At 78.5% G+C, this 1,106-nt stretch carries 1 pseudogene; it reads right to left on the bottom strand.

From position 1 onward, the window contains the following. Positions 1 to 232 precede the first annotated feature (232 nt). Positions 233 to 1,106, bottom strand: a pseudogene (locus ACWJ6R_RS36845) (SWIM zinc finger family protein); the annotation flags it as partial.

Below are 1,106 nucleotides of genomic sequence, written 5' to 3'. Positions count from 1 at the left end.
GTGCACCGCGGCCTGCTCCAGCAGCTCCGCCGCCGGGTCCGCCGCACCGGGCGGCGGCCTGCGGTCGGCGCCGACGAGCGCGGCGGAGACCAGCTCCTCCCAGGGGATCGTGACGCCGGTCGCGGGACCTGTCACCGGAATGTTCGCGGGGGTGCTCACAGCACGACCAGTCCTTCCTCGTTCCAGGCCGCCAGCGGTCGCAGGCCGTGCGGGGTCCATTCGGCGGCGACCGTCAGCGGATGCCCGCCCGAGACGGCGAGCAGCCGCCAGGGCACGCCCGCCGACGGGTGCAGCGGGAGCCCGCGCCCGGGCCGCCGAGCAGCCATCCGCCGTCCCGCGCCGGGACCACCCGGTCGAGCACGAGCGGCCACGAGTCGAGCCAGGGGTCGCCCGCCAGGGCCGCCGCCACCTCCGCGAGGGCCTCCTCCACGCGGACCCCGGGCGGGTCTCCCGCGGAGACGGCGCCGCGGCGCTCGGCGACCAGGGCGCGCAGCGGGGCCGAACCGGGGTAGAACGCCAGGTCGGCGTCTATCGTGGTGCCGGTGACCAGCGAGGCGTCCAGCGCCTGCCCGGCGGGGGCGAAGGAGAGCACGAGCGCGGCCCGGCCGGTCGTCCTGCCGCGCAGCCACACCCGCCGCGCGGTCAGCCGGTCCTGCTCCTCGTCGCGCCGTCCGAGCACGTCCCACCGGTCGCGGACCGTCTCGCCGGCGAGCACCTCCTCCTTGGCGACGGGGAAGCCGATCCGCGTGCGCACGGTCTGCCGCAGCCCCGCGCCGAGCGCGTCCGGCGCCCCCTCCGGGGAGGCCGTCCGCCGGTGGGCGGCGAGCAGGAGGTGGAGCAGGGAGTACTCGCTGAGGAGGCGGGCGGGCCAGTCCTCGGCCGCCAGGACGGAACCGAGGCGCGAGACGGTCCCCGCGAGCCCCGGGGCCTGCGCGTCGACCAGGCGCTTGACCAGCCCGTCCCACTGGTCGTGCCGCCGGGCCCCGGCCAGTCCCTGCCGGACCTGGTCGGCCAGCCAGCGTTCCAGCTCCGCCAGGCCGGCCGCGACCCGCTGCTCACGCTGCTCGGCCCGCTTCGGGTCGGGGGCCGGATGGCTCCGCTCCGCG

This window comes from Planomonospora algeriensis (assembly GCF_977012225.1).
This window is presented reverse-complemented; position numbering and strand designations above follow the sequence as displayed.